At 72.6% G+C, this 20,711-nt stretch carries 24 protein-coding genes and 1 tRNA gene; 7 read left to right on the forward strand and 18 right to left on the reverse strand.

Features of this window, described 5'->3' with window-relative positions:
• Window positions 1-86: 86 nt before the first annotated feature.
• Complete coding sequence (locus tag FHS88_RS14690) at window positions 87-773, forward strand: FkbM family methyltransferase (protein ID WP_184486121.1); 687 nt, start codon at window positions 87-89, stop codon at window positions 771-773.
• Here FHS88_RS14690 and FHS88_RS14695 read toward each other — a convergent pair.
• The 7 genes from FHS88_RS14695 to FHS88_RS14725 form a co-directional block, all read right to left on the reverse strand.
• A complete protein-coding gene (locus FHS88_RS14695) occupies window positions 760-1,947 on the reverse strand; it encodes an MFS transporter (protein WP_184486123.1) in 1,188 nt (395 codons plus the stop codon). The genes FHS88_RS14690 and FHS88_RS14695 overlap by 14 nt on opposite strands.
• Window positions 1,944-2,702, reverse strand: a complete 759-nt coding sequence (locus FHS88_RS14700; protein WP_184486125.1) for an NAD kinase — start codon at window positions 2,700-2,702, stop codon at window positions 1,944-1,946. The genes FHS88_RS14695 and FHS88_RS14700 overlap by 4 nt, the downstream gene beginning before the upstream one ends.
• Window positions 2,699-3,553 (reverse strand): carbon-nitrogen hydrolase family protein, encoded by an 855-nt coding sequence (locus tag FHS88_RS14705; RefSeq protein ID WP_184486127.1) that lies wholly within the window; start codon window positions 3,551-3,553, stop codon window positions 2,699-2,701. The genes FHS88_RS14700 and FHS88_RS14705 overlap by 4 nt, the downstream gene beginning before the upstream one ends.
• Window positions 3,554-3,622: 69 nt before the next feature.
• Window positions 3,623-4,021: a hypothetical protein gene (locus tag FHS88_RS14710; RefSeq protein ID WP_184486130.1), complete on the reverse strand. Its 399-nt coding sequence runs from the start codon at window positions 4,019-4,021 to the stop codon at window positions 3,623-3,625.
• Window positions 4,014-5,036: a GTP 3',8-cyclase MoaA gene (gene moaA, locus FHS88_RS14715; RefSeq protein ID WP_184486133.1), complete on the reverse strand. Its 1,023-nt coding sequence runs from the start codon at window positions 5,034-5,036 to the stop codon at window positions 4,014-4,016. The genes FHS88_RS14710 and moaA overlap by 8 nt, the downstream gene beginning before the upstream one ends.
• Before the next feature lie 66 nt (window positions 5,037-5,102).
• The gene (locus FHS88_RS14720) at window positions 5,103-5,858 is read right to left on the reverse strand and encodes a sulfite exporter TauE/SafE family protein (protein ID WP_184486136.1); all 756 of its coding nucleotides are present in this window, start codon (window positions 5,856-5,858) and stop codon (window positions 5,103-5,105) included.
• Window positions 5,855-6,016, reverse strand: a complete 162-nt coding sequence (locus tag FHS88_RS14725) for a DUF3553 domain-containing protein (protein WP_184486284.1) — start codon at window positions 6,014-6,016, stop codon at window positions 5,855-5,857. Before FHS88_RS14725 ends, FHS88_RS14720 begins: the two co-directional genes overlap by 4 nt.
• Window positions 6,017-6,115: 99 nt before the next feature.
• On the opposite strand from FHS88_RS14725, the gene FHS88_RS14730 reads away from it, so the two are divergent.
• The 6 genes from FHS88_RS14730 (at window position 6,116) to FHS88_RS14755 (ending at window position 12,212) form a co-directional block, all read left to right on the forward strand.
• Window positions 6,116-6,739, forward strand: a complete 624-nt coding sequence (locus FHS88_RS14730) for a histidine phosphotransferase family protein (RefSeq protein ID WP_184486139.1) — start codon at window positions 6,116-6,118, stop codon at window positions 6,737-6,739.
• 70 nt (window positions 6,740-6,809) lie between these two features.
• Complete coding sequence (locus tag FHS88_RS14735; RefSeq protein WP_184486143.1) at window positions 6,810-9,407, forward strand: hybrid sensor histidine kinase/response regulator; 2,598 nt, start codon at window positions 6,810-6,812, stop codon at window positions 9,405-9,407.
• Window positions 9,408-9,426: 19 nt separating this feature from the next.
• Window positions 9,427-9,903 carry a chemotaxis protein CheW gene (locus FHS88_RS14740; RefSeq protein ID WP_184486147.1) on the forward strand — a complete coding sequence of 159 codons (477 nt, stop codon included), beginning with the start codon at window positions 9,427-9,429 and terminating at the stop codon, window positions 9,901-9,903.
• A 10-nt stretch (window positions 9,904-9,913) separates the two neighbouring features.
• Window positions 9,914-10,297 carry a response regulator gene (locus FHS88_RS14745; protein WP_184486150.1) on the forward strand — a complete coding sequence of 128 codons (384 nt, stop codon included), beginning with the start codon at window positions 9,914-9,916 and terminating at the stop codon, window positions 10,295-10,297.
• On the forward strand, window positions 10,294-11,388 hold the full coding sequence (gene cheB / locus FHS88_RS14750) for a chemotaxis-specific protein-glutamate methyltransferase CheB (RefSeq protein WP_246419980.1): 1,095 nt from the start codon (window positions 10,294-10,296) through the stop codon (window positions 11,386-11,388). The genes FHS88_RS14745 and cheB overlap by 4 nt, the downstream gene beginning before the upstream one ends.
• Window positions 11,385-12,212, forward strand: coding sequence for a CheR family methyltransferase (locus tag FHS88_RS14755; RefSeq protein WP_184486153.1), 828 nt, complete (start codon window positions 11,385-11,387; stop codon window positions 12,210-12,212). The genes cheB and FHS88_RS14755 overlap by 4 nt, the downstream gene beginning before the upstream one ends.
• Window positions 12,213-12,242: 30 nt before the next feature.
• Here the strand turns inward: FHS88_RS14755 and ctrA are convergent, their stop codons facing one another.
• The 11 genes from ctrA to FHS88_RS14810 all read right to left on the reverse strand — a co-directional run bounded on the left by ctrA (window position 12,243) and on the right by FHS88_RS14810 (window position 20,643).
• Complete coding sequence (gene ctrA, locus FHS88_RS14760) at window positions 12,243-12,983, reverse strand: response regulator transcription factor CtrA (RefSeq protein ID WP_184486156.1); 741 nt, start codon at window positions 12,981-12,983, stop codon at window positions 12,243-12,245.
• 137 nt (window positions 12,984-13,120) lie between these two features.
• Complete coding sequence (locus tag FHS88_RS14765) at window positions 13,121-14,017, reverse strand: alpha/beta fold hydrolase (RefSeq protein ID WP_184486158.1); 897 nt, start codon at window positions 14,015-14,017, stop codon at window positions 13,121-13,123.
• Between the two features lie 33 nt (window positions 14,018-14,050).
• A complete protein-coding gene (locus FHS88_RS14770) occupies window positions 14,051-14,959 on the reverse strand; it encodes a lipid A biosynthesis lauroyl acyltransferase (protein WP_221244438.1) in 909 nt (302 codons plus the stop codon).
• Complete coding sequence (locus tag FHS88_RS14775) at window positions 14,946-15,968, reverse strand: zinc-binding dehydrogenase (RefSeq protein WP_184486163.1); 1,023 nt, start codon at window positions 15,966-15,968, stop codon at window positions 14,946-14,948. The genes FHS88_RS14770 and FHS88_RS14775 overlap by 14 nt, the downstream gene beginning before the upstream one ends.
• 127 nt (window positions 15,969-16,095) lie before the next feature.
• On the reverse strand, window positions 16,096-17,361 hold the full coding sequence (locus tag FHS88_RS14780; protein WP_184486165.1) for a beta-ketoacyl synthase N-terminal-like domain-containing protein: 1,266 nt from the start codon (window positions 17,359-17,361) through the stop codon (window positions 16,096-16,098).
• On the reverse strand, window positions 17,358-18,539 hold the full coding sequence (locus FHS88_RS14785; RefSeq protein WP_184486167.1) for a beta-ketoacyl-ACP synthase: 1,182 nt from the start codon (window positions 18,537-18,539) through the stop codon (window positions 17,358-17,360). The genes FHS88_RS14780 and FHS88_RS14785 overlap by 4 nt, the downstream gene beginning before the upstream one ends.
• Window positions 18,536-18,982, reverse strand: a complete 447-nt coding sequence (locus FHS88_RS14790; RefSeq protein WP_184486168.1) for a 3-hydroxyacyl-ACP dehydratase FabZ family protein — start codon at window positions 18,980-18,982, stop codon at window positions 18,536-18,538. Before FHS88_RS14790 ends, FHS88_RS14785 begins: the two co-directional genes overlap by 4 nt.
• Before the next feature lie 29 nt (window positions 18,983-19,011).
• Window positions 19,012-19,293 (reverse strand): acyl carrier protein, encoded by a 282-nt coding sequence (locus FHS88_RS14795; protein ID WP_184486169.1) that lies wholly within the window; start codon window positions 19,291-19,293, stop codon window positions 19,012-19,014.
• A 110-nt stretch (window positions 19,294-19,403) separates the two neighbouring features.
• A tRNA-Leu gene (locus tag FHS88_RS14800) sits at window positions 19,404-19,486 on the reverse strand.
• A 58-nt stretch (window positions 19,487-19,544) separates the two neighbouring features.
• A complete protein-coding gene (locus FHS88_RS14805; protein WP_184486170.1) occupies window positions 19,545-19,943 on the reverse strand; it encodes a cupin domain-containing protein in 399 nt (132 codons plus the stop codon).
• Window positions 19,944-20,016: 73 nt separating this feature from the next.
• Window positions 20,017-20,643, reverse strand: a complete 627-nt coding sequence (locus tag FHS88_RS14810) for a glutathione S-transferase family protein (RefSeq protein ID WP_184486171.1) — start codon at window positions 20,641-20,643, stop codon at window positions 20,017-20,019.
• Between the last annotated feature and the right edge of the window lie 68 nt (window positions 20,644-20,711).

Here is a 20,711-nt window from a genome sequence, read left to right on the forward strand (position 1 = left end):
ATGCCCCGCGCGGGCCCTATGTCGGGGGCGGGATCGGCGCCAGCACGCGCTGAAGGCGGCATCCTCCTGCAATCCGGGCGGCACCCATGAACATCTTCCGCGCCATCCAGCAGGCGGATCCGGGCTTCGTCCCGGCCTGCATCTTCGACATCGGCGCCAATGTCGGCCAGACCCATGCGCAGGCGCGCTTCGTCTATCCGAAGGCGACGATCCACAGCTTCGAGCCGGTCACCGCCACCTTCGAGAAGCTGGCCGAGGCGCTCGCGCCCTATCCGCACTCCTTCGCCCATCGCCTGGCCTTCGCCGCGCGCCCCGGCCGCGCGCTGATGCAGGCGAGGCCCGGCGGCGTGATGAACCGCATCCTCGACGCGCCCCCGGCCAACAAGGCGATCCCGACCGAGGAGGTGGAGGTGGTGACCGGCGAGACATTCTGCGCGCGCCATTCCATCGCCGAGATCGGCATCCTCAAGGTGGATACCGAGGGCCACGACCTCGATGTGCTGGTGGGGTTCCGCGACATGCTCGCCGCGCGGCGCATCGCCTATGTGGAGGTGGAGTGCGGCATCTCCCCGCGCAACCTGATGCATGTGCCCTTCGCGCGCATCGCGGACTTCATGTTCGCCATGGGATACGGGCTGTTCGGCCTCTACCCCGGCGGCGTGCATCCGCAGGGCTATGCCAACCTGAACACCGGCAAGCGCGAGCGCGGGATCTGGTACGGCAATGCCGTCTTCGTGGCCGAGCCCTGGCCGGAGGACGCTATCCCGATGTGACCGGCGCGCGCCGCGCGGCCAGCAGGAATCCTGCGGCCGAGGCGGCGCCGACGGCGGCGAGGATCCAGGGCACAGGCCCGTAGCCGCCCGCGCCTTCCCACACCAGCGCGATCACCAGCGGCGCGACCGTGCGGGGCAGCACCGCGACGGCCGACAAGGCGCCCGTGATCGCGCCGTATCCCTCGCGCCCCAGGATCTCCGCCGTGCCGGCGGCGCGCACGATCGTCAGCAGACCGTCCGCGACCGCGAAGGCGCCGACGAAGAGGATGGTGAGCGCGAGGCTCGCCGGCCCCGTGGCCAGCGCGAGCATCGCAACGGGCAGCAGCAGCGTGGCGAAGACGCCGACGCTGCGCATCGTGACGCGCCGCCCCGCCGCGTAGAGCAGCGCGCGCGCCGCCACCTGCGCAGGGCCGTGCGCGGCGGCAAGCAGCAGCACCGTCGCCTCCGGCCAGCCGCGTTCGCGCAGCAGCGGGATGAGATGCGCAGCGAGCCCGACGCCGATGAAGGCATGGGCGGCGAAGCAGAGCGCGAGGCCGAGGAAGGCGGCATCACGCATCCGCCGGGCCAGCGGGACGGCGGCGCCCGCCTGCCGGGAGGCCTCGGGCTTCGGCGCGCCGCGCAGCATCGCGAAGGTCAGCGCCGCGGCGCCGATCTGCATCGCCGCCAGCGCCTGCAGCGCGCCGCGCCAGCCCATCGCGGCGATCAGCGCCTCGGTCAGCGGCAGGAAGACCGTGCCGGTGAGGCCGGTGATGAAGGTGATGGCGGTGATGCTCCGCGTCGGGTCGCGAGCCAGCGCCACCACCACCGCCATGGCGGGGTTCCACAGGCAGGCCGCCTGCGCGATGCCGAGCAGCACCCAGATGCCGATGAAGACCGCCGGGTCGTGCACGAGGCTCCAGGCCAGCAGCAGCAGCGCGGCGGCGACGGCGCCGAGACTCATCATGCCGCGCGCTCCGTGCCGGTCGAGCCAGCGCCCCACCGGCACCGCGGCGACGCCCGAGGCGAGCAGTCCGCAGGTCAGCGCCGCGTTGAGCAGCACGCGCGACCAGCCGAGCTCGGCCTCCATCGGCGCCACCAGGAGCGGGAAGGGCACGTAGAGCGTGCCCCAGCCGATGAGCTGCGTGGTGGCGATGCCCCAGATCAGCGCGCGGTCGGAGGGGCCGCGGCCGCTCACACCGTGAACTGCTCGGCGATGATGCGCTCCGACAACCCGTGGTCGGGGTCGAAGAGCAAGGTCAGGGAGACATCCCGCGCCTCGCGCACCTCGACGCGCGCGACGTCGCGGACCTCGGTGTAGTCGGCCACCGCGGCGACCGGGCGCTTGTCGCGCTCGAGGATCTCGAACACCACCTCCGCATCGGCGGGCAGCAGCGCGCCGCGCCAGCGGCGGGGACGGAAGGCGGAGATCGGCGTCAGCGGCAGCAGGTTCGCCCCCAGCGGCACGATCGGCCCGTGCGCCGAGAGGTTGTAGGCGGTGCTGCCCGCCGGCGTGCTGATCAGGATGCCGTCGCAGATCAGCTCCGCCATCCGTTCCTTGCCGTCCACCAGGATGCGGATCTTCGCCGCCTGGCGGCTTTCGCGCAGCAGGGAGACCTCGTTGATCGCCAGCGCCTCCACCGGCGGCCTGCCGTTCGATTCCGCGCGCATCCTGAGCGGATGCAGCGTCGCCGCCTGCGCCGCGGCGATGCGCTCGGGCAGCGCCTCCTCGCGGTAGTCGTTCATCAGGAAGCCGACCGAGCCGCGGTTCATGCCATAGACGGGTATGCCGCGCCCGAGGAAACGGTGCAGCGTCTCGAGCATGAAGCCGTCCCCGCCGAGGGCGACGATCACTTCGGCCTGCTCGGGCGGCGCCGCGCCGTAGCGGGCGGCGAGCGCCTCCTGCGCGGCGCGCGCCGCCTCGTTCTGCGCCGCGAGGATGGCGAGCTTCACGAAGGCGCCTTGTCGCGCCAGGCGCGCGCGGCGGCGCGGTGCTCGGGCAGCGGCATGCCGGCGCGCACACGCCGGGTCACGGCTTGGTCGAGCCGCGCCGTCGCCCAGCCCACGCCGTCGCTGCACTTCGCCACCACATGGCCCCAGGGGTCGGCGACCAGGGAATGGCCATAGACGCTGCGCGTCGCGCCGCGTTCCTCGTAGGTGCCGTAGGAGGCGGCGGCGACGATCCAGCACTGGGTGTCGATCGCGCGCGCGCGCAGCAGCGCCTCCCAATGGTCCTTGCCGGTCTGCAGCGTGAAGTTGGAGGGCACGAGGATCGCCTCCGCCCCCATCTCGCGCAGCGCGACGTAGAGTTCGGGGAAGCGCATGTCGTAGCAGATGGTGCAGCCGAAGCGGATGCCGCCCGCCTCGAACAGCGCGAGGTCCTGCCCCGCGCCGTAGAGCGCGCTCTCGCGATAGCCGGTGCCGTCCGGGGCGGTGATGTCGAACAGGTGGATCTTGCGGTAGCGCGCGATCTCCGACCCGTCGGGGGCGAACACGAGCGTCGTGTTGAACAGCTTCTCCCCGCCATCCTCGATGATCGAGCCGCCATGCACGGTGATGCCGTGCCGGCGCGCGAGGCCGCGCAGCATCTCGTAGGCCGGCCCGCCCTCCGCCCCCGGCGCGGGGAGCACTTCGGCCGCGGCGCGGCGGCTCTCGCGCCCGCCGCCGAGATTGGTCCAGGTCTCGGGCAGGGAGACGAGGCCCGGGCGGTCGGCCTCGATGGCGGCCTCGATCAGGCGGCGCGCCTGCTCGAGATTGGCCGCCTTGTCGCTGCCCTGGTTCATCTGGATGACGGAGACGCGCATGCTTCCTGCCTCATTCGCCGCCGGGCAAGGCGGCCGCATGCCGGTGCCCGGGCGGAACCGCGCGAGCGCTCACGCGCCCTTGTCCGCCTTGGGCCAGTCTATCCGCGGCTCGGCCCGGCGCGCGGCGCGTTCGGGGCGGGCGGCGGGCGGCGGCACCGGCGGGACGAGCCGGGGCTCGGCCTCGGGCGCGCGGGCGGCGGCGCGCGGGATGTAGTCCTCGTCCATCGTCGCGCGCGCCGGCGGCGCCGCGGCGGGCGCCTGGCGGAGCAGGGCGCGGATGTCGCCGCGCAGGTCGGCGAGTTCCGCCTCCACCGCCTCAAGCCGCGACTTCACGCCGAACACGGCGAAGGGCATGGCGAGGAAGGCGAGGAGCGTCACCGCGATCGCCGCCAGCAGCACCAGCCCCACCCAGGAGGGCAGGCCGGGGATGGTCAGCCGCGCGACCAGCCCCTCGAGGATGTCAGCCACCTGTCAGGCTCATGTGGCGCGCCACGGCGGGGCGGTTGCGGCGCCGGTCGATCACGAAGTCGTGGCCCCTGGGCTTGCGCGCGATGGCGTCGCGGATGGCCTGCGCGAGGCCCGCATCGTCAACCGAGGGGTCGCGCAGCAATTCGCGGAACTCCGCCGCATCGTCCTGGCCGAGGCACATGTAGAGCGTGCCGGTGCAGGTCAGGCGCACGCGGTTGCAGGATTCGCAGAAATTGTGGGTCATCGGCGTGATGAAGCCGATGCGCCGGCCCGTCTCCTTCACCGTCACGTAGCGGGCGGGGCCGCCGGTGCGGTAGTCCGTATCCTCGAGCGTCCAGGTGCGGCGCAGGCGCGAGCGGACCAGCGAGAGCGGCAGATACTGGTCGGTGCGGTCTCCGCTGATCTCGCCCATCGGCATGGTCTCGATCAGGCAGAGGTCGAAGCCGTGCTCGCCGCACCAGGCGACCATGCGGTCGAACTCGCCCTCGTTCACGCCCTTGAGCGCGACGGCGTTGATCTTGATGGCGAGGCCGGCGGCCTTGGCGGCGAAGATGCCATCCAGCGTCTGCTCGATCCTTCCCCAGCGGGTCACGGCGGCGAAGGTGGCGGGGTCCAGCGTGTCGAGCGAGACGTTGATGCGCCGCACGCCGGCGGCGAAGAGATCCTCCGCCATCCGCGTCAGTTGCGTGCCGTTGGTGGTGAGGGTGAGCTCGCGCAGCCCGCCTTCGCCGATCCGCGCGCCGAGGGAGCGCACCAGCGCCATCACCCCCTTGCGCACCAGCGGCTCCCCGCCCGTCAGCCGGATCTTGTCGGTCCCGAGCGCGATGAAGGCGCCGCAGAGCCGGTCCAGCTCCTCGAGCGTCAGGATGTCCTTCTTCGGCAGGAAGGTCATGTCCTCCGCCATGCAATAGACGCAGCGGAGGTCGCAGCGGTCGGTGACCGAGACGCGCAGATAGGTGACGGCCCGGCCGAAGGGGTCGGTCAGCCCGGCCTGGGAGGGATCGGTGGCCTGCATGGAAGGCGATTTGGGGCCGGAGGGGCCGGCCCCGCAAGCCCCAATCCGCGCCCCCTTCCGCCGCCCTCAGCCGAACAGCGCGAGGCCCCCCGCGGCCAGCAGCACCCCCATGGCGAAGGGCCGGTAGAGCCGGTCCGGCACCACCCGGAACAGCCGCACGCCGACCGGCACCGACAGCGCCATCACCGGCAGCAGGACCGCGAGCCGCAGCAGCACCGGCAGGTCGATCAGGCCCCCGAGCGCGGGCGGGATCACCGAGACGATGGCGATGGTGGCGAAGAACAGGATCAGGTTGGCGCGGTGCCGCTTCGCCTCCTCGAGCCCGGCGAGAAGGTAGAGGATGACGGGCGGGCCGCTCATGCCCGTGGAGCCCTTCAGCAGCCCCGCCAGCGTGCCGACGAGGATGTTGAGCGGCAGCGGCCGGGAGCCCCGGTAGCGCCAGCCGGACATCAGCAGCAGCCCGAAGACGAGCACGAAGCCGCCGATGAAGCGGCGCAGCAGGTCGTCGTCGGCGGTCAGCAGGATCCAGGCGCCGAAGGGTGTCGCGAGCGCCGCCGCGCCGCCGAGCGGCAGCACCACCCGCTTGTCGGCATCCTTGATGGCGCCGGGCAGGAGCTGCACCGAGACGAGCAGTTCCATCAGCAGCATCACCGGCACGCCGGCGCGCGGCCCCCAGAGCAGCGAATAGACCGGCGCGAGGATGACCGCCGTGCCGAAGCCCGAATAGCCGCGCATGACGCCGGCGATGGCGGTGGCGAGCACGGCCCCCAGCAATCGCCAGTCCGCGAGGACGGCTGAGGCCGCTTCAACCAGGGCGTTCATCCGCGGCGGTCATCCCCGTCCTGCACCTCGAGTTCGGCGACGGCGGCGTTGATCAGCACCTTGCCGGCATGCTCGAAATTGACGGTGATTCGATCGCCGATGACGGACTGGACCTGGCCGGTGCCCCAATCGGGTCGCGAGGGAAGGCGCACGCGCATGCCTGGTTCGATGGTGCCGGTCACGGGCTCCGCGCCAATGTGGTGTCAACACTGCAGAGGATACCGTCCGCGGCCATGATGCAAGGGATGCCCCGGGCGATGCCGTCCGAAACGCCGCCGGCCGAACTCCGTCTCGCGCGCCTCGTGGGGCTGCGCCTCTGCCACGACCTCGGCGGCGTGGTCGGGACCATCGGTAATGCGCTCGACATGATGGAAGGGCCGGGTTCCGAGGCGGCGACGCTCGCGCAGGACGCGGCCGAGGTGCTGCGCCGCCGGCTCGTGCTGTGGCGCGCGCTGCTCGGCGGCCAGGGCGAGACGAGCCTCGCCGCCTGCCTCGCGCTGCTCGAGGGCCAGCTCGCCGGCGGGCGCGCGCGCGCCGATGCCGCGGCGCTCGACCCCGGGCTGATGCTGCCCGAGGAGCGGGTGCCGGTGCTGCTGGCCGCGATGCTCGTGGCCGGCGATTCGCTGCCGCGCGGGGGCCAGGTGCGCCTGGGCGGGGATCCGCGCCGGGAATTCGCGATCTGGCCCGAGGGGCAGCGCGCCGCCTGGCCGCCGAGCCTGCTCGGCGCGCTGGCCGGCGGGCCGTTGCCGGAGGAGCCGATCGGCCGCGACGTGATGGTGGTCTGGCTGGTCAGCGTCGCCGCGGCGGCGCGCATGCGGCTGAGCCTCGCCCTGCCGCCCGGGGAGGCCGCCGGGCCGCTGCTGCTCGCCCTCGCGCCCTGAGCCTTCGGCGCTTTACCGATTCTTCGGCGCCCGCCGTGCAGGGTGCAGCCCGCGACGTGCGAGGGCTGCCATGGACGACCTGCTGGCCGACTTCCTGACCGAGACGCATGAGGGGCTGACGGCCCTCGATTCCGCGCTGGTGCGGCTCGAGCGCGCGCCTGACGACCAGCCGACCCTCTCCGAGGTCTTCCGCCTCGTGCACACCATCAAGGGCACCTGCGGCTTTCTCGGCCTCTCGCGGCTGGAGGCGGTGGCCCATGCGGCGGAGAACGTGCTCGGCCGCTACCGCGACGGCACGCTGCCGGTCACGCCGGCGGGCATCACGCTGATCCTCTCCGCCCTCGACCGCGTGAAGGAGATCGTGGCGGGGCTGGAGGCGACCGGGGCCGAGCCGGCGGGCGACGACACGGCGCTGATCGGCGCGCTGGATGCCGCGGCCGACGGCCAGGATGCTCCGGCAGCCGCCGCGGCGCCGGCCGCCCCTGCCGCGCAGGGGCGGGCAGGGCCGGAAGCCCCGGCGCCCGAGCCCCCCGCGGCTGCGCGCCCATCGGCCGAGGCGGCGCAGCATGCCCCGGCCGCGCCGCCGCCCGACCCGGCCGCCGAGGCCTCCGCCGGCGCGGCGAACGCGCCGCAGACGATCCGCGTCGCGGTGGACGTGCTCGAGGATCTGATGACCCTGGTCAGCGAGCTGGTGCTGACGCGCAACCAGCTCCTGCAGCTTGCGCGCGCCGGCGGGGCGGATGCCTTCGCGGTGCCGCTGCAGCGGCTCTCGCACATCACCTCCGACCTGCAGGAGGGGGTGATGAAGACCCGCATGCAGCCGATCGGCAATGCCTGGGCGAAGCTGCCGCGGCTGGTGCGCGACCTCTCGCACGAGCTCGGCAAGAAGATCGAGCTCGAGATGCGCGGCGCGCAGACCGAGCTCGACCGCCAGGTGCTCGAACTCATCCGCGACCCGCTGACGCACATGGTCCGCAACTCGGCCGACCACGGGCTGGAGCCGCCGGCCGAGCGCCGGGCCGCCGGCAAGCCCGAGACCGGGCGGATCATCCTCAACGCCTATCACGAGGGCGGGCACATCATCATCGAGATCGGCGACGACGGCCGCGGCCTGCCGGTGGGCAGGATCCGCGCCAAGGCGCTGGCCAACGGCCTCGCCACCGAGGCCGAACTCGCCCAGATGAGCGAGCGCGAGGTGCTGCGCTTCATCTTCGCCCCCGGCTTCTCGACCGCGCAGCAGGTCACCGCCGTCTCGGGGCGCGGCGTCGGGATGGACGTGGTCAAGACCAACATCGAGAAGATCGGCGGCACGGTCGAGCTGGCCTCGAAGGAGGGGCGCGGCACAACCTTCACCATCAAGATCCCGCTCACCCTCGCCATCGCCGCGGCGCTGATCGTCGAGGCGGGCGGGGAACGCTTCGCGCTGCCGCAGATCGGCGTGGTCGAGCTGGTGCGCGTCGGGTCGAACCAGGAGGGCGCGCCGCGCATCGAGCGCATCAAGGACGCGCCGGTGCTGCGCCTGCGCGACCGGCTGCTGCCGCTGGTCTCGCTGGCCGGCCTGCTGCGCCTCGAGCCCGCGAGCCGGGAGGAGGGCTTCGTCGCGGTGATGCAGGTGGGCGGTCAGGTCTTCGGCATCATCCTCGACCGCGTCTTCGACACCGAGGAGATCGTGGTGAAGCCCGTCGCGCCGATCCTGCGCCACGTCACCATGTTCAGCGGCAACACCATCCTCGGCGATGGCAGCGTCATCATGATCCTCGACCCCAACGGCATCGCGCGCGCGGCCGGGGTCGGCCTCGACCAGGGCGCGGAGGAGGGGCGCGGCGGCGTGCCGGCAGCCGGCGGCATGAGTTCCTCGGCCAGCACCTCGCTGCTGCTGTTCCGCGCCGGGGAGGGCGGGGCGAAGGCGGTGCCGCTCGGCCTCGTCGCGCGGCTGGAGGATATCCCCGGCGAGCGCATCGAGATGGCCGGCACCACCCCGGTGGTGCAGTACCGCGGCGGGCTGATGCCGCTGGTGCCGCTGATGCCCGGCTGGGTGCCGCCCGAGGGCGCGGCCCGACAGCCCGTTCTCGTCTTCACCGAGAACGACCGCGCCATGGGCCTCGTGGTCGAGGAGATCCTCGACGTGCTGGACGAGCGGCTGGTGCTCCAGGAGGGGTCGGGCCGGCCCGGCTACATCGGCAGCGCGGTCATCGCCGGGCGGGTGACGGAGGTGGTGGACACCGCCTACTGGCTGGCCCAGGCGGGCGAGGACTGGTTCCGCCCGGCGCGCGCGGCCAGCCCCGCCATGCGCCCGCGCCTGCTGCTGGTCGAGGACAGCGCCTTCTTCCGCCATCTGGTGGTGCCTGCGCTGTCGGCGGCGGGCTACGAGGTGACGGCGGTGGATGGCGCGGCCGCGGCGCTGCGCCTGCGCGACGACGGCGCCGCCTTCGAGGCGGTGATCTCCGACATCGAGATGCCGGAGATGGACGGCATCGCCTTCGCCCAGGCGCTGCGCGCCGGCGGCGCCTGGGCGGAGGTGCCGCTGATCGCGCTCTCCGCCCGCGCCGAGCCGGCCGATGTCGCGCGCGGGCGCGATGCCGGCTTCACCGACTATGTCGCGAAATACGACCGTGAGGCGCTGCTGCAGTCGCTGCGCGACTGCCTGACGGCGCGCCAGGCCGCCTGAGGGAGCGCGGAGGATGCAGATGATCGCAGCGGAAGCGGCGGCGCGGCCGGCCGCGCTCGCGCCGGGCGTGCGGGAGGAGGCGGTCTTCCTGACGCTGACCGTCGCGGGCCAGTGGTGCGCGGTGCCGGTGCTCGCGGTGCGCGACGTGCTCGGGCCGCATGCCATCACGCGCATCCCTCTGGCGCCGCCCGATGTGGCGGGCAGCCTGAACCTGCGCGGACGGATCGTGACCGCGCTCGACCTGCGCCGGCGCCTCGGCCTGCCGCCGCGCGAGACGCAGGCGCAGGCCATGAGCGTCGTCGTCGAGCAGGGCGGCGAGCTCTACGCGCTGCTGGTGGACCAGGTGGGCGAGGTGATGGCCCTGCCCGCCGAGGGCTTCGCGCCGCATCCGCCGACGCTCGATGCGCTGTGGCGGGACGTGTCCACGGGCGTGCACCGGCAGGAGGACCGGCTGGTCATCGTGCTCGATGTCGCCCGCGTCCTGGCGATCGGCTGAGGGCGCGGCGATGGCGCAGCGCACCTGCCTCGTGGTGGATGACAGCCTCGTGGTGCGCAAGGCCGCGCGCCGCATCATCGAGGGCCTGGGCTTCGCGGTGACCGAGGCGAAGGACGGGCGGGAGGCGCTCGAGGCCTGCCGCGCGAGCCTGCCGGACGGCGTGCTGCTCGACTGGAACATGCCGGTGATGGACGGCATCACCTTCCTGCGCGCCGCGCGCGCGGAGTTCGGCGCCGAGCGGCCGCGCATCGTGCTCTGCACCACCGAGTCGGAACTCGCCCGCATCCTCGAGGCGCTGGAGGCCGGGGCGCAGGAATACGTGATGAAGCCCTTCGATGCCGGGATCCTGCGCGACAAGTTCGTGCAGGCCGGGCTGCTGGAGGATGCGGCATGAGCCTTCCGCCCGCCTCCGCCGCGGAGGAGGTGCGCGTGATGCTCTGCGACGACAGCGCGACGGCGCGCGCCGTGCTCGCGCGGCTGCTGGAGTCGGAGCCCGGCATCCGCGTGGTGCATCGCGCGGCGGACGGGCGGCAGGCCATCGAGGCGCTGGCGACGGCGCGGCCCGATGTCGTGCTGCTCGACCTCGAGATGCCCGTGATGGACGGCATGACGGCGCTGCCGCTGATCCTGAAGGCGGCGCCGCGCGCGGCGGTGATCGTCGCCTCGGCGCTGACCCAGCGCGGGGCGCGCGAGGCGATCGCGGCGCTGGCCGCCGGCGCGGCGGACTACGTGCCGAAGCCGCAGGGCGCGGCGGGCGGCGCGGCGGACCCCGCCTTCCGGGCCGAGCTCATCGCCAAGGTGCGCGGCTGGGCGCGCAAGAAGCGGCAGGACGCGGGCACGCCGCGCCCCGGGTCGGTCGCACCACCCGCCCCGGCCGCGCGCATCGCGCCGCCGAAACGCCGGCCGCTGCTGGTGGCGGTCGGCTGCTCCACCGGCGGGCCCCAGGCGCTGGCCGAACTCGTGGCGCGGCTGCCGCGCCTGCCCGTCCCGATGGTGGTGGTGCAGCACATGCCCGCGGGCTTCACCGCGATGCTCGCCGAGCATCTCGACCGGCAGGGCGCGCTGCGCTGCGCCGAGGCCCGGGACGGGGAGGCGCTGGCCGCGGGCCGCATCCACCTCGCCCCGGGCGATCGCCACCTGCTGGTGGAGGCCGAGCCGGGGGGCGGCCTGCGCGCGCGCCTGACCAGCGACCCGCCGGTGAATTTCTGCCGCCCTGCGGTGGACCCCATGCTGCGCAGCGCCGTCGCGGCGACCGGCGGGCGCGTTCTCGCGGTGATCCTGACCGGCATGGGCCATGACGGGCTGGAAGGCTGCCGCGCGGTCGCCGCCGCGGGCGGCCAAGTGCTGGCCCAGGACGAGGCGAGTTCCGTGGTCTGGGGCATGCCCGGCGCGGTGGCCCGGGCGGGCCTGCCCGCGCTGCTGGCCCCGCCCGCCGCGCTCGCCGAACGCATCGCCGCGCTGGCGGCCGAGAGGGTCATCGCATGACGCCGGAGAGCTTCAACTATCTCGCCGGGCTCGTGAAGGCGCGCTCGGGCATCGTGCTCACCGCGGACAAGGGCTACATGCTCGAGACGCGGCTTGGCGCCATGCTGCGGCGCGAGGGGCTGGCCGGGCTCGATGCGCTGGCGCTGCGCCTGCGCGGCCCGCGGGCCGAGCCGCTGGTGGCCGAGATGGTGGAGGCGCTGACCACCAACGAATCCTCCTTCTTCCGCGATGGCAAGCCGTTCGAGCACCTCAAGCGCCTGCTGCCCAGGCTCGCCGCGGCACGGCCGCCGGGCCAGGCGATCCGCATCTGGTCGGCCGCGTGCTCCTCCGGGCAGGAGGCCTATTCGGTCGCGATGACCGTGGCCGACCTCGGAGCCGCGCTCGGCGGGCGGCGGGTCGAGATCCTGGGGACCGACATCTCGCGCGAGATGCTCGACCGCGCGAAGGAGGGCGTCTTCACCCAGTTCGAGGTGCAGCGCGGCCTGCCCGTGCAGATGCTGGTGAAGCATTTCCGGCAGGAGGGCGGGCGATGGCGGGTCGCGCCCGAGCTGCGGGCGATGACGCGCTGGCAGGCCTTCAACCTGCTCGATGATCCGCGCGGACTTGGCCGCTTCGACGTGATCTTCTGCCGCAACGTGCTGATCTACTTCGACGCGCCGACCAAGTCGCGCGTGCTGGCGGCGCTCGCGGGGCAACTGGCCCCGGACGGGGTGGTGTATCTGGGGGGCGCGGAGACCGTGCTCGGGCTGACCGAACGGCTGGTGCCCGTGAGCGGCGAGCGGGGGGTCTATGAGCCCGCCCGCCCGGCCGCCCGGGCGGGGTGAGGGGTGCGCGGCGTTCGGCCTGCGCGCGGCTCAGGCCGCGTGCATGTCCATCGGCGCGGGGGCCGCGGGGGCCGGGTGCCAGGCGCTGCCGCGCATCGTCGCGGGGTCGCGCAGCACGTAGCCGCGGCCCCAGACCGTGCCGATCAGGTCGGTGGCCCCGGCCTGGGCCAGCTTCTTGCGCAGCTTGCAGATGAAGACGTCGATGATCTTCACCTCGGGCTCGTCGATGCCGCCATAGAGGTGGTTGAGGAAGGCCTCCTTGGTCATCACCACGCCCTTGCGCAGCGCGAGCAGCTCCAGGATGGCGTATTCCTTGCCGGTCAGGTGGACGAGCCGGCCATCCACCGTCACCTCGCGCGAGCCGAGATTGATGGCGAGCGGGCCGATCTGCAGCGTCGGCTGGCTGAAGCCCTTGGCACGGCGCACGATGGCCTGGATGCGCGCGACCAGCTCCTGCTGGTCGAAGGGCTTGGTGATGAAGTCGTCGGCGCCCATGCCGAACACCTTCACCTTGGTCTGCGGCCGGGAGATGCCGGAGAGGATGAGCACCGGCGTCTCGATGCGCGCGGCGCGCAGGCGGCGGACCACCTCGGACCCGTCGATGTCCGGCAGCACGAGGTCGAGGATCATGATGTCGTAGTCGTAGAGGCGGGCGAGCTCGACCGCCTCCTCCCCCGTGTCCGCGCTGTCCACGATCATGCCGGCCTGCCGGAGCATCATCGTGATGCCGCGCGCAGTTGTGAGATCATCTTCAACCAATAAGACGCGCATTTTGGTGCCCTCTCGCTCGACGGGCGTAGAATACCACTCAGGCGTGTATATTCAAGCGGATTTTCACCATACGTTCGCACCAAGAATGCGAAGGAAGGCGATTTTTGAGTCATTCCTAGAGAATCGAGACATTTTTATCACGGGCTGCTGAGCCCCAGCTCCTCCAGGCATGCAATCCAGGGTTGTGGGGTCTCCCGCGGCAGGAAATGCCCGGCGCCGGGCACCACCTCCCGCCGCCGCAGCCCGGGAATCCGCGCCGCGCATCCCGCGCTGTTGCCCGGCGGGTCCACGCCATCCTCCGCGCCATGCAGCACGATCACCGGGATCGTGATCGGCGGCCGCGCCGCCAGCCGCGCCTCGATGCCCTCCAGAGCCGGATCGCCGGGCGCGGCTCGGTGGCGGTGGCGATAGGACTGCACCACCGTCGCGACGAAGTCCGGATTGTCCCAGGAGGCGGCGGTGGCGGCGAATTCCGCCTCGGTGAAGCGCCAGGACGGGGACCACATGCGCCACAACAGGTGGCAGAAGGCGCGGCGGTTCTCGGTCAGCGCCCGCACGCCTCGTTCGGTGTGCAGGTACCACTGGTACCAGTGGCGCGCCTCCTGCTCCGGCGCGGCCGGGCGGCCGGAGGCGGCGATGTCCTGGATGTTGTAGCCATTGGCGGAGACCAGCCCGGCCACCCGCTCGGGCCACAGCGCCGCGACGATGCAGGCCGCCCGCCCGCCCCAGTCATAGCCCGCGAGCAGCGCCCGCCCGATCCCGAGCGCATCCATCAGCGCCAGCAGATCCGCACCCAGCGCCGCCTGCTGGCCCGAGCGCGGCGTGGCCGGGTCGCGGTAGCGCGTCGGCCCGTAGCCCCGCAGATAGGGCACCACCACGCGCTTGCCGCGGGCGGCGAGCGCGGGCGCCACGCCGTCCCAGGCCCGCACGTCGTCGGGAAAGCCGTGCAGCAGCACCACGGCTGGCCCATCGGCCGGCCCGTGCAGTTCGACCGCCACCTCCAGCGCCCCGGCGGTGACCATGACGTGCGGCATCCGCGCCCTCCTGCCTGCGAAGGGCGCGATCCTCTAACGCCAGCGGCGATGCATCCAGAGCCACTGGCCGGGATGCTCGCGCACCCAGCCTTCGATCACCGTGTTCATCGCCTGGGTCGCGGCGTTCACGTCCACCAGCCCCTCGGCGTCGCGGGGCATGGCGATCTCCTCGGTCAGTTCCAGCCGGAAACGTCCGCCGGGCAGGCGGATGGCGCGCGCGCCATGCACCGGGCAGTCGAAGCGCCGCGCGAGCTGCGCCAGCAGCGGGTTCGCGAAGGCCGGGCGGCCGAGGAACATCACGATGGGCCCGCGCCCGAAACGCTGGTCCACCAGCATCCCGACATGCTGGCCGCGCTCGAGCGCCTTGGCGAGCTTGAAGGGGGCGGACATCCCGGCCGCGACCAGCGTGCCCATGCTGTCGCGGCGCAGGCGCAGGATCTCGCGCGCCACCGCGGGGCTGTTGGGCGTGCGGTAGAGCACCGCGCTCTCGATCCCGTGCTTCGCCGCCGCGATCGCCGGCAATTCCCAGTTGGCGAGATGCGCGGAGAAGACGATCGCCGGCTTCCCGTCGTCGCGCAGGCGGTTGTAGAGCGCGATGGTCTCGGCCGTGGCGGTGATGCGCCCATCCGCCGGCCGCGCCGGGTCGAAATCCCAGATGCGGTCCATGTGGACGTATTCGCAGGCGACGCGGCCGAGATTGTCCCAGGCATCGCGCAGGATGGCGGCGCGCTCGGCCTCGCTCTTCTCGGGGAAGGCGGCGGCGATGTTCTCCCGCGCGATGCGGTTCGCGCCGGTCAGCGGCCCGAGGTTGCGCGCGATGAACGCTCCGATGCGCGGGCCGAGGTCGGGCCCCAGCACGCGCAGCACCGCGAAGGCCGCCCGGACCAGCAGCCCGAACAGCGCATCCGCGAAGAGCCAGAGGCGATACCTAAAGCGTGACAACGATCTTCCCGAAGACACGGCGGCTTTCCAGCCGGTCGAGCCCCTCCGCGAAACGCTCCACCGGCAGCACGGTGTCGAGCACCGGCAGGATGCCGCGCGCCATCTTCGCGTAGCCGTCGGCGATGTTGCGCATCGAGGCGCCGAAGGAGCCGAAGATGCGCAACTGGCGCTGGAACAGCATCATCAGGTTGGTCTCGGCGGACACGCCCGAGGTCGAGCCGCAGGTCACGAGCCGCCCGCCCATGCGCAGCGAGAGCAGCGATCCCGCCCAGGTCGCCGCACCCACATGCTCGAACACCACGTCCACGCCCACCTTGCCCGTCGCGCGCCGCGCCACGGTGGGGAAGTTCTGCGTCGTGTAGTTCACCACATGGTCGGCGCCGAGCGCGCGGGCCTTGGCGCATTTCTCGTCATCGCCCGCCGTGGCGATGACGGTGCAGCCCATGTCCTTGGCGATCTTCACCGCCACCGTGCCGATGCCCGAGCCGGCCGCATGGACCAGGATCGTCTCGCCCGGTTCCAGCTTCGCATTGTCGAACAGCATGTGCTCGACGGTGGAGAAGGTGATCGGCCCGCAGGCCGCATCCTCCCAGGAGATGCCCTCGGGCACGCGCACCAGCAGCCGCGCCTCCTGGTTCACCAGTTCGCAGGCGAAGCCGCCGACATGGAAGCCCTTCACGCCGCGGACGTCTTCACACAGGTTGTCCTGGCCCGCGAGGCAGCGGCGGCACGTGCCGCAGGTCAGCGCGCCATAGGGGGCGGCGCGGTCGCCGGGCTTCCACTCGGTCACGCCCTCGCCGACGGCGACGACCTCGCCCACGGCTTCCGCGCCCACGATCAGCGGCATCTCGCGCTTGGCGAAGGCCATGCCGCGGAAGCCCCAGACGTCGATGTGGTTGAGCGCGACGGCCTTGATGCGCAGCGTCACCTCGCCCGGGCCGGGCGGGGGCGGCGGCGGCACCTCCTCGAGGCGCAGGTCGCGGTCGGCATGCAGGCGTAGGGCACGCATCGGGAAACTCTCCTGAACTCGGGGGGAGAAGGGAACGTCTCCCCCCGAACCCCCCTCAACCTTCCTTGGAACCAAAAAGGCAAAGAAGGGAGGGGGCTCGGGGGAGGTTCTCCTCCCCCGTCACTTCCTACGGCGCCGCGCTCACCACGAGGCACACATTCTGCCCGCCGAATCCGAAGGAGTTCGACAGCACATGCTTCAGCCCGGACACCTTGCGCGCCACGTTCGGCACCACGTCGAGCGTGATCGCCGGATCGGGCTCGTTGTGGTTGATCGTCGGCGGCAGCACCTGGTCGCGGATCGTGAGCAGGGACAGCGCGGCCTCGATCGCGCCGGCGGCGGACAGCGTGTGGCCGATCATCGACTTGTTGGAGGAGATCGGCGGCGGCGCGTCACCGAAGACGGCGCGCATGCCGAGGGTCTCCATCTTGTCGTTCTCCGGCGTGCCGGTGCCGTGCGCGTTGACGTAGCCGATGTCCGACGACTGCAGCCCCGCATCGGCGATGGCGTTGCGCATCGCGCCGATGATCGCCGAGCCGTCCGGGTTCGAGCGCGTGCGGTGGAAGGAATCCGCCCGCTCCCCGCAGCCCGAGACGATGCCGAGCACCGTGGCGCCGCGCCGCCTCGCGTGCTCGAGGCTTTCCAGCACCAGCGCGGCGGCGCCCTCGCTCATCACGAAGCCGTCGCGCGTCTTCTCGAAGGGGCGGGAGGCCTTCTCCGGCTCCTCGTTGCGCGCCGTCAGGGCGGAGAGGAGGGAGAAGCGGATCACCGCCTCCGGCTGCACCGAGCCATCGGCGCCGAGGGCGATCGCGGCATCGGACTCGCCGCGCTGGATCGCCTCGACCGCCATCTGGATGGCCGAGGCCCCGGTTGCGCAGGCGGTGGTCAGCGCGATGGGCGCGCCGGTGGTGCCGAAACGCGCGGCGAGCCTCTCGCCCACCCCGCCGAAGAGGAAGGTCTCGTAGAGGTCGCGCCGCCCCGTCGCGGCCTCGGTCGCGGCGCGGTAGGAGCCGTCGCCCTTCGCCTTGCGCGCCAGTTCGAAGCGCTGCGGCCATTCGTATTCGACCGGCGGCATGCCGACCATCAGCGGCCCCGGGAAGGCGCCGGGTTCGCCGAGCGCGGCCTGGGCCAGCGCCTCCTCCACCGCCGCGGCGGCCATGCGCTCGACCCGCACGGGGGAGGAGACGATCTCGCCCCCCGCCGCCTCCTCGGGCAGTTCGACCGTGCCGGCAATGGTGGTCCGCAGCTTGTCCACCGGGAAGCGCCGGATGCGGGAGATGCCGGACCGGCCCGCCTGGACCGCCTGCCAGTTGGCTTCCCGCCCCCAGGCGAGCGGCGTGACGATGCCGATGCCGGTGACGGCGACGAGCGGCCGCCCGAGATGGTCCTTCATGCCGCGCGCTCCAGAAGGGCCAGCGCCTCGCCGCGCCATTGCCCGAAGCCGGTGACGAGGACGCGCTCGACCGGGCCTTCGCCGGCATCCGCCGGATCCATCGCCGGGTAGAAACCGCCGCGCGAAAGGGCCAGGGCGCCGAGGGCGACATTGGCGGGGAAGGTGGCTTCGACCCCGTGGCCGAGCAGGGAGCCGGTCCGGCGCACCGCCGCGCCGCCGAGCGTGGCCAGGAACGCCTCCTCCTCCGCCCGCGCCTCGGCCACGCCGGTCATGCCGGAGAGCACGCCGAGCCCCGCGCCCGAAGGCGCGCCGAGCCGCTCATGCAGCGCCCTGGCGGCAGCGGCGGAGCCGCCCCCTGCGCGCCGGTGCGCCGCATCGGTCGCGACGCCGGCCAGCCGCGCGAGAGGCCGCGCCCCGCGCGCCGCCGCGTGCCCCGCGGTCTCAAGCACCAGGAAGGCGCCGAGCGCCCCGCCGACGAAGCCGCCCGCCCCGCCGCGCGCCGAGACCGGGGCGAAGGGCCCCCGCCAGCAGGCCCCGCCCGCGCCGTAGAGCAGCACCAGATCCCAGCGCTGGGAGGCATAGGCGCCACCCACCAGCGCGATGCTCCCGCGCCCTTCGGCAAGGCGCTGCGCGGCGATGCGCACGGCATCCGCCGCCGCCTGCTCCTCGCCCATGAAGGTGCGAGAGGAGCCGGTCACGCCATGCACGATCGAGATGTTGCCCGCGAGCAGGTTCGACAGCTGCGCCAGGAACAGCGTCGGGCGCAGGTCGGTGGCGAGCCTCTCGTTCAGGATCGGGCCGGCCTCTGCGGGCGGGGTGTCGCACAGCGCGGTCGCCACCGCCTCGTCCACCGCGATGTCGCGCTCGCCCCCGCCGGCCGCGACGATGAGGTGCATGTCGGCAACGAGCCCCCGGGCGCCCGCCTGGTCTATCGCCAGCCCCGCGGCATAGGTCCCGAGGCGCTGCCAGGGTTCCATCTGACGCTGGTCGCCCTTCTTCGGGATCTGCGCGTCGAAGGACATGGCGGGCAGCGGATGCACCGGGTAGGGCGCGAAGGCGCCCTCGTCCAGCACCGGCTGCGCGCCGGGCCTCGACAGGACCTCCCAATGCGCATCCGCCCCTTCCCCGAGCGAGGAGACGAGGCCGATGCCGGTGATCACCACATCCTGGCGCGTCATGCGAGGCCGAGCTCCTTCCCGCGCCCGCGCATCGCCGCGGCGAGCTCGGGGGCGGGGAAATCCATGATGCGCAGCGTGAGTTCCGCGTCGCAGATGCGCTTGCCGCCCGCCTCGATGCGCGCCTGCGTCACGGCGTAGCCCGAGCCGTCATGGATGCGCCGCGCATGCACCGTCACCGGCGTCGCGGGGCCGACGAAGGAGCGGAACTTGGCCTCCTTCACCCCCATCAGGAAGGGCATGCGCGCGAAATCCATCAGCCTGAGCAGCAGCCAGCCCGAGGCCTGGGCCATGGTCTCGACCAGCAGCACGCCGGGCATCAGCGGGTAGCCGGGGAAATGGCCCTCGAAGACCGGGGAGGCGTCGGGGATGGTGCTTTCGACGACAATGGCCTCGCCCTCGAGCGAGGCCACCCGGTCCACCATCTGGAAGTATTCGAGGCGCAAGGCTGCTCCCCCCGGGGGTCGCGCCGGGCTCAGCCGCCCTTGGCGGCGACCAGCTCGTCGATGCGGGCGGCGAGGTTCTTCATCACGAAGTACTGCTCCGCCGGGGCGTTGCCGGCGTTGACCTCCTGCGTCCAGGCCTCGACCGGCACCTTGATGCCGAAGGCCTTGTCGATGGCGAAGACGATGTCGAGGAAGTCGAGGCTGTCGATGCCGAGGTCGTTGATGACGTGGCTGTCGGGCAGGATGTTCTCGCGCGGGACTTCGCTGTTCTCGGCGATGATGTCGGCAATGCGGTCGAAGGACGAGGCCATGGGTGGCCCTCCGGAATCCGGGGTGGGTCAGGGGATCGGGGGGCGTCTTTGGCGCGAATGGGGGCGGAAGGCAAGATTCGCCCCGCCGGAGGCCTGCGCCCCGCGCGGAATGCCCCCGGGGAGATTCGAACTCCCACACCCTCTCGGGCGAGCGATTTTGAGTCGCCTGCGTCTACCGTTCCGCCACAGGGGCCCGGGCGGCGCCATGCCTAGCCGGGCGCGGCCGGGTGCGTCCAGCCCCGCCGCCGCCGCTATTCCGCGGCCGCCGCCTTCGCCGGGGCCTCGACGTTCTTCGTCTCGAACTCCGCCGGGCCGGTGATCTCGAGGATCTCGACATCGTCGGAATGGGCGATCTCGCGGTGGCGGATCAGGCGCGGCTGGTAGCAGCAATCCCCGGCGTGGAAGGTCCTCTCGCCGATGTCCTCGTATTCGAACTTCACCCAGCCCTTCAGCACGTAGAACATCTGGAAGGGCAGGTCGTGGGTGTGCCACTGGCCGGTGGCGTGCTCGCCCGGTATGGCGCGGATCACATGCGCGCCGAAGGCGCCGCCGGTGGCCTCCTTGATGCCGAGGTCGCGGTACTCGAAGAAGGACCGCAGGCCCCGCTTGAACTCGGCGTCCTTGGCGTGGCTCGTCGTGGTCTTGGCCATCTCTCGTCTCCTCCGTCTGCGTTGCGTGCGCGGCCTTCGGGGAAGGGGGTTCAGCCTCTCCCGGCCCGGTCCCTCATTCGAGCGGCAGGGCGACGTGCTTCACGAAGCCCGGCCGCGTCTTCAGCGCCTCGTAATACGCCGCGAGGTTCGGCAGGTCCGGCCGCTCGATCGGCAGCCGGAACCACCGGTGCACCCAGCAGCCGAGCGCGATGTCCGCGAGGGTCGTGTGCTCCCCGCACAGGAAGCGCTGCCCCTTCACCTGCGCGTCCACGATGCGGAAGAGGCGCCCGGCATCCTCGCGCGCCTTGCCTTCGGCCTTCCAGTCGCGCTCCGGCTCGGGAAGGCGGACATGGGTGAAAAAGACCGTGACCATGGGCGCGGTGAGATGGCCGAGCGTCCAGTCCATCCAGGTCTCGACCCTCGCCCGCGCGCGGGGCTCGGCCGGGTAGAGCGGGCCGCCCGGCGCGTAGGTGTTGCAGAGGTAGCGGGCGATGGTGTTGCTCTCCCACAGCGACCAGCCATCCTCCTCCTGCAGCGTGGGCACGAGGCCCATGGGGTTCATGGCGCGGTATTCGGGCTCGCGCGTGCGGCCGAAGGCGCCGCCGGCGTCGATGCGCTCGTAGTCCAGCCCGAGTTCCTCGAGCGTCCAGAGCACCTTCATCACGTTGGACGAACTCGCCCGGCCCCAGAGCTTGCGCATCGCGCCCCTCCCGCTGTCCCGCCGCAGAGGCTAGGCGCGGCCCGCGCACCGGTCCAGTTGCGCCGCGC

The sequence above is a fragment of the Neoroseomonas alkaliterrae genome, from assembly GCF_014199195.1.
Taxonomy (GTDB): Bacteria; Pseudomonadota; Alphaproteobacteria; order Acetobacterales; family Acetobacteraceae; genus Neoroseomonas; species Neoroseomonas alkaliterrae.